Origin of the sequence: Devosia sp. (assembly GCF_017307565.1) — a bacterium.
GTDB lineage: Bacteria > Pseudomonadota > Alphaproteobacteria > Rhizobiales > Devosiaceae > Devosia.
In genome coordinates, this window is record NZ_JAFKHD010000499.1 from 1 (window position 1) to 6,544 (window position 6,544).

Annotated in this window: 5 protein-coding genes; 3 read left to right on the forward strand and 2 right to left on the reverse strand. The window is 62.9% G+C overall.

Annotated features, from left to right (window positions below; all coding sequences use genetic code 11):
* Positions 1-542 (reverse strand): LysE family translocator (locus J0I64_RS21725; RefSeq protein ID WP_291412235.1); only part of this gene is annotated, 542 nt, incomplete at its 3' end.
* A 246-nt stretch (positions 543-788) separates the two neighbouring features.
* Between J0I64_RS21725 and J0I64_RS21730 the strand changes: the two genes are divergently transcribed.
* Positions 789-2,381: an ABC-F family ATP-binding cassette domain-containing protein gene (locus J0I64_RS21730; protein WP_291412237.1), complete on the forward strand. Its 1,593-nt coding sequence runs from the start codon at positions 789-791 to the stop codon at positions 2,379-2,381.
* Between the two features lie 176 nt (positions 2,382-2,557).
* On the opposite strand, the gene J0I64_RS21735 is transcribed toward J0I64_RS21730, so the two are convergent.
* The gene (locus tag J0I64_RS21735) at positions 2,558-3,499 is read right to left on the reverse strand and encodes a nucleoside hydrolase (RefSeq protein WP_291412239.1); all 942 of its coding nucleotides are present in this window, start codon (positions 3,497-3,499) and stop codon (positions 2,558-2,560) included.
* Positions 3,500-3,689: 190 nt separating this feature from the next.
* Here J0I64_RS21735 and J0I64_RS21740 point away from each other — a divergent pair, with 190 nt between their 5' ends.
* Positions 3,690-5,543: a monovalent cation:proton antiporter-2 (CPA2) family protein gene (locus tag J0I64_RS21740; RefSeq protein WP_291412241.1), complete on the forward strand. Its 1,854-nt coding sequence runs from the start codon at positions 3,690-3,692 to the stop codon at positions 5,541-5,543.
* A 123-nt stretch (positions 5,544-5,666) separates the two neighbouring features.
* Positions 5,667-6,544: glycogen/starch/alpha-glucan phosphorylase (locus tag J0I64_RS21745; protein ID WP_291412243.1), on the forward strand; the 878-nt coding region annotated here is incomplete at its 3' end.

The window sequence follows — 6,544 nt, forward strand, 5'->3', positions numbered from 1 at the left end:
AGGGCCTTTTCGCTCTTGAACATTTCGCGGGCGGCCGAGGCGAGCCAGGCATAACCGCAGGCAATCACCAGGAGGACGACGACAACGATCGCGGTCAGTTCGATGAAGGCGAGGGTGTTCATCTGGTCGAGGGGAATCACCGTCGGCAAGATGGCGAGATAAAAGACGATGGTCTTGGGATTGCCCATGGTGAGGGAGAAGCCGGCGAGGAAGGTCTTCCAGGCGTCTTCGTTCTTGGGCTTCATCTGTTCGGCGCCGGGTTTGGCCGTCCAGAACTTGTAGGCGATGTAGAGCAGGTACGCGGCGCCCGCCCAGCGGACAATGACAAAGACCGGCCCGAACCAGGTGGCGATTGCCGCAAGGCCAAAGACGGCGAAGACGAAGTAGACGAGATCGCCGGCCAGAATGCCGAGGACCATCGGGAAGGCACCCTTGAAGCCGCCGCCAAGCGCGCGGGCGACAACTGCCGCGACACCCGGGCCAGGTACCAGAACGGCGATGGCATAGGCAATGGTGAAGGCGGCAAGGGTGAAGAGATCCATGGGCGTCGTCCGCTGTGGGTTAGCCGGGTCGCGCTTTGAGCTGGAAGGTGGTGTCCACCCGGTCAGCTGAGCCGCCCATTCGAGAGGGCGGACACTACTCTGGGCATGGGCGATTTTCCAGAGGGCGGTTGACGCTGCCTGTTGCTGCGCTATTTATGGGGCATCGCAACTCGACCGGATGGTGCCCAATGGACCGTTTCTCCAACGCAATGCCGACCTGCCTTGCCCTTGGAGAATCTTCTGTCCATGCCCGTTTCCGTAACGATTTCGCGTCTTTCCTATACCGGTCCTGACGGCCACAAACTCTTTTCCGACCTCGATCTGACTTTTGGCCCGGGCCGCACAGGCCTTGTGGGGCGCAATGGTGTGGGCAAAACCACGCTGCTGCGGCTGATTGCCGGCGAACTGACGCCGAGCGGTGGCACCATCAGTGGCACAGGCCGCATGGGCGTGCTGCGGCAGCAGGTGCAGCCTGGCGAGGGTGAGACCATTGCTGATCTCTTCGTGGTACGCGAAGGACTGACCCTGCTGGCCAAGGCGATGACCGGGGAGGCCAGCGTCGACGAGCTGGCCGAAGCCGACTGGACGCTCGAGGCTCGGCTTGAAGCGGCGCTGAAGCAATTGGGGCTGCCGGTGACGGCGGAGACGCTGCTTTCCACGCTCTCGGGCGGGCAGCGGACGCGGGCAGCTTTGGCGGCTCTGGTCTTTGCGGAGCCGGACCTGATCCTCCTCGATGAACCTACCAACAATCTCGATGTGGACGGGCGCGCCGCGGTGGCGGAGCTGTTGGCCGGGTGGCGCGGGGCGGCCATTGTCGTGAGTCATGATCGCGGTTTGCTCGAGCAAGTTGATGCGATTGTTGAACTGACGACGCTGGGCGCCAAGACCTATGGCGGTGGCTGGAGCCTCTATCGCGAGCGCAAGGCGCTGGAGCTGCAGGCGGCCGAGCATGACCTGGAAGTTGCCGAACGGAAGGTGCGCGACGCGGCGCGCAAGGCGCAGGAGGCGCGGGAAAAGCAGGCGCAGCGGGATGCCGGAGGACGCAGAAAAGGCGCCAAGGGGGACATGCCGAAGATTGTGCTTGGCGGGTTGAAAGGGCGCGCCGAGGAAACGGCGGGTGGGCTCGATGCGCTGGCGGAGAAAATGGCCAGCGCCGCCAATGAGCAGGCGCGGGCAGCGCGGGAGCGCATAGAAGTGCTGACGCCGTTTGCGGTGAAGTTGGCGCCAAGCAATCTGCCTTCGGGCAAGGTGGTGTTACGGGCCGGCGGGCTGACCGGGGGCTATGACGAGGCGGCGCCGACGATCCGGGATTTCGGTATGGAGGTCATTGGACCCGAGCGTGTCGCGGTGACGGGGCCGAATGGCGCCGGGAAAACGACGCTGATCAAGCTGCTTACCGGGCAATTGGCCCCGTTCGCGGGCTCGGTGCAGATTGGTGGACCGATGGCGCTGCTCGATCAACAGGTGGGGCTGTTGGATCGCGGCGAAAGCATTGTCGAGAATTTCAGGCGGCTCAATCCCGAGAGTTCGGAGAATGATTGCCGGTCATTGCTGGCAGCGTTCAGTTTCCGGGCGGACGCGGCGCTGCAGAAAGTAGGCACGCTGAGCGGCGGCGAGATGCTGCGGGCGGGGCTGGCTTGCGCGGTGGGCGGAAAGACGCCGCCGATGCTGCTGGTGCTCGATGAGCCGACCAATCATCTCGATGTCGAGGCGGTGGAGAAGATCGAGGCCGGGCTCAGGGCCTTCGATGGGGCCATCCTGGTGATCAGCCATGATCGGGCGTTTTTGGAGAATATCGGGGTGACGCGGGAGGTGGAGTTGGGTGGCTCAGTGGCGTAGCCGCCGTTCCGCCGGTGGAGGCGAGATGGATTGCCGGGACGAGCCCGGCAATGACGATAGAGGGGATAAAATGTGCCCCAAACTCGGTGTCATTCCCGCGCAAGCGGGAACCTCTGTTTTTTGAAGTGAAACGGAGGTCCCCGCTTTCGCGGGATGATATGGCGGGTGGGGGCGTCTTACGGCAGGCGGGCGAGGCGTTCCGTCAGGAGCTTGAAGAAGCCTTCGGCGTTGCCGTTGCGAAGGTAGGTCGCGTTGCGGGGCTTGTCGGTGACGTGCCAGTAGTCGGTGACGGTCATGCCCACCGTTAGTTCGCTCGCCGTCTCGATGGTCACGTTGCATTCGCGGCCTTCGAAGAGCGTCGGGTCGATCAGGTAGGCGATGACGGTGGGGTCGTGGAGCGGGGCGCCTTCCCAGCCGTATTTCTTGAGATCGAAGGTTTCCGAGAAGCTGAGCATGGCGTGAACAGCTTCGCCCGACCGGTTGCCCAGCGCCTTGATGGCGGCGAGGCGGGGCGGGGTCGACTGGATTTGATGAGTCACATCAAGCGGTAGCACGGTGATCTTGATGCCGCTGCGGAAGACGATGTCGGCGGCTTCCGGGTCGACATAGATATTGAACTCGGCGGCCGGGGTGATGTTGCCGACCTCGAAATAGGCGCCGCCCATCATGACGATCTCGGCGACGCGTTCGGCGATTTTCGGCTCTTTCACCAGCGCCATGCCGATATTGGTCAGCGGCCCGAGGGTGCAGAGCGTGATGGTTTTCGGCTCGGCATTCATCAGGGTTTCGATGATGTAGTCGACGCCGTGCTGTGGCTGCAGTTCGATTTTCGGCGCCGGCAGGTCGGGGCCGTTAAGGCCGGTGTCGCCGTGGACGTGCTCAGCGGTCACCAGGGTACGACGCATCGGGCGGGCGCAACCGGCATAGACGGGGACGTCGGGGCGGCCTGCGAGTTCGACAATCTTGCGCGCATTGGTGGCGTTGTGGTGAAGGCCGACATTGCCGGCCACGGCGACGACACCGATGACGTCGAAATCTTCAGGCGAAGCCAGGGCCAGAAGGATGGCGACGGCGTCGTCCTGACCGGGGTCGGTGTCGATGATGATCTTGCGCGGCATGAATAGTCCCTGGACAAACCGGATGATAACGGCACGACTTTAGCGACACACGGGGCGGCGGTCGACAGGGCAGTGTACGGGCGGTGCTGTTCGGATTTTCGAACATCCCCCATGCAGCGAGAAGCCTTGACGGCAAGGCCCGGCGGCGAACAGTGTGGTGCTCAATCAACCGAACGGGGAAATTCACATCATGGCCGCAGATGCTGTCGCTCATGCCGCCGAGGCCGCGCATAGCGGCGTGGATCTGGTGCCAATCGTGGCACTGCTGGCGGCGGGGGTGGTGGCGGTGCCGCTGTTCCGGCGCATCGGCCTCGGTTCCGTGCTCGGTTATCTCGCCGCTGGTTTGCTGCTCGGCCCGTCCGGTGTGGGGTTGATCACCGATCCTAGCTCGGTGCTGCACCTTGCTGAACTTGGCGTGGTGCTGTTTCTCTTCATCATCGGCCTCGAAATGGAGCCCAGCAAGCTTTGGGCCCTGCGGAAGCAGATTTTCGGGCTCGGGGTGGTTCAGGTCGCGACCTGCGGACTGCTGTTGAGCGGGGTCGGGATTTTGCTCGGCTTCGCGCCGGCCGTCGCCTTCATCTTCGGTATGGGTTTCGTGCTGACCTCGACGGCGATTGTCATGCAAATCCTGGGTGAGCGCGGTGAACTGGCGAGCGAGAGCGGGCAGAAAATGGTTTCCATTCTGCTGCTTGAAGATCTCGCCATCGTACCGCTGCTGGCCATCGTGGCCCTGATGGCGCCGACGGCGGAGGACCAGTCTTTCTGGGCTCGTGGGCTCGGTTTTGCCACTGCCATAGGCGCCATTCTGCTGCTGATTGTGCTCGGGCGGCGGGTGATGAACCCGTTTTTCGCCATCCTGGCGGCTTCCAAGGTCCGCGAGGTGATGACCGCAGCGGCCTTGCTCGTGGTTCTGGGGGCGGCGCTGCTGTTCCAGACCAGCGGGCTCTCCATGGCCATGGGGGCGTTCCTGGCGGGCGTGCTGCTCTCGACTTCGACCTTCAGGCATCAGCTGGAGGCGGACGTGGAGCCATTCCGTGGGTTGTTGCTCGGTCTTTTCTTCCTTGCCGTTGGTATGTCGCTCGATCTTTCGATCGTGGGCGCGAACTGGCAGGTCATCGTTCTCAGCGTGCTGGCTTTCATGGTGGTCAAGGCAGTGGCGATCTATGTGATCGCACGGCTTTTGCGCTCCAATCATGGCGAGGCGCTGGAGCGGGCTGTGCTGATGGGGCAGGGCGGCGAATTCGCCTTTGTGCTCTACACGACCGCCGTTTCGGCCGGAATCATTGATGGGCCGAGCAATGCGATCTTTACCGCGACCGTCATTATCTCGATGGTTCTGACGCCTTTCGCGATGATCGGCATGCGCTATTTCATGCCCAAGCGCGTGGAATCCATGGACGGCATCGAGCAGGCCGACGGCCTTAGCGGGCGGGTGTTGATTATCGGGTTCGGGCGCTTCGGGCAGATTGCCAGCCAGCCCTTGCTCGCCATGCACCATTCCGTGGCGATCATCGACAACGACACCGAGATGATCCGCGCCGCGGCCCAGATCGGTTTCAAGGTTTACTATGGCGACGGCACCCGGCTCGATATCCTGCACGCAGCAGGCGCGAGCACAGCTGATCTGATCCTGATCTGCACCGAAAAGAAGGAGCAGACGACGCGAATCGCGGAACTGGTGCGCGACGAGTTTCCGCTCGCCCGCGTCATGGCACGAGCCTTCGATCGTTCGCATGCCATTGAATTGGTGCGAGCCGGCGTCGAGTATCAGCTGCGCGAAACCTTCGAATCGGCAGTGACTTTCGGCGGACAGGCGATCGCCATGCTGGGAGCGACCGACGAGGAAACGGCCGAGGTGCTCGAGGGCGTGCGGGCGCGCGACCGTCAGCGGTTTGAGCTGCAAATGAGCGGCGACGACTGGCGCGACGGCGGGCGCCTGCTGATCATCAATGCACAGGATCAGGCCCGTGAAGGCGGGGTCTCGGTGTCGGAAGAGACGGTCGATGACGCCGTGGCTCATTCGACCCCGGTGCAGGGCAGCTAGGGCCGGCGCCGCCACAAATCAAGGACCGGCACTTCCTGTCCCAAGGGGGCTTTTCGATGCCCAAATTAAGTGCAAGAGTGCTGGTTCTAGAGGGGAACATCGTCATGAACACTGGATTGCGATATGCCGCAAAAGCCGATCGTCTACGATGCTCCAACGCCCGAGCCCCGTGCGACAACAGTTGAAGCGCTACAGGCCGAAATCCTTGAAAGGCTGATCTATTCGGTCGGCAAGGATCCCATTGTCGCCAGGCCGCATGACTGGTTGCGCGCGACGATTCTCGCGGTGCGTGACCGGATCATGGATCGCTGGATGGAGAGTTCGCGCGAGACCTGGCGCACCTCCAACAAGCGCGTTTATTACCTCAGCCTCGAGTTCCTGATCGGTCGCCTCATGCGCGATGCCATGAGCAATGTGGGCCTGATAGAGCCGGTGCAGCAGGCACTGAAAAACCTCAATGTCGACCTGGGCGAACTGCTGAACCTGGAGCCGGATGCAGCGCTGGGCAATGGTGGCCTCGGGCGTCTGGCGGCATGTTTCCTCGAATCCATGTCGTCGGTGAAGATCCCGGCCTATGGCTATGGCATTCGCTATGTGCATGGCCTTTTCCGCCAGGAAATGAGCGAAGGCTGGCAGGTCGAACTGCCGGAAGACTGGCTTGCACACGGCAATCCGTGGGAGTTCGAGCGCCGCGAAAGCGCCTATGAGATCGGTTTTGGCGGCCATGTGGAGCCGATCACCGATCCCGATGGGGCGGTGCGGCAGGAATGGCGACCGAACGAGCACCTGCTGGCGGTGGCCTATGATACCCCGATCGTGGGCTGGCGCGGTTCGCGGGTGAACACCCTGCGGCTCTGGAGCGCGCAGCCGATCGACCCGATCCTGCTCGACAAGTTCAACTCCGGCGACCATATCGGCGCGCTGGAAGAAAGCGCGAAGGCAGGGGCGATTACGCGGGTTCTTTACCCCGCCGATTCAACGCCGGCCGGGCAGGAACTGCG

What these genes read in the sequence shown, in the direction of transcription:
- J0I64_RS21730 (WP_291412237.1), top strand. Translation starts at nt 789, where the DNA reads ATGCCCGTTTCCGTAACGATTTCGCGTCTTTCCTATACCGGTCCTGAC.
- J0I64_RS21735 (WP_291412239.1), bottom strand. Translation starts at nt 3,499, where the DNA reads ATGCCGCGCAAGATCATCATCGACACCGACCCCGGTCAGGACGACGCC.
- J0I64_RS21740 (WP_291412241.1), top strand. Translation starts at nt 3,690, where the DNA reads ATGGCCGCAGATGCTGTCGCTCATGCCGCCGAGGCCGCGCATAGCGGC.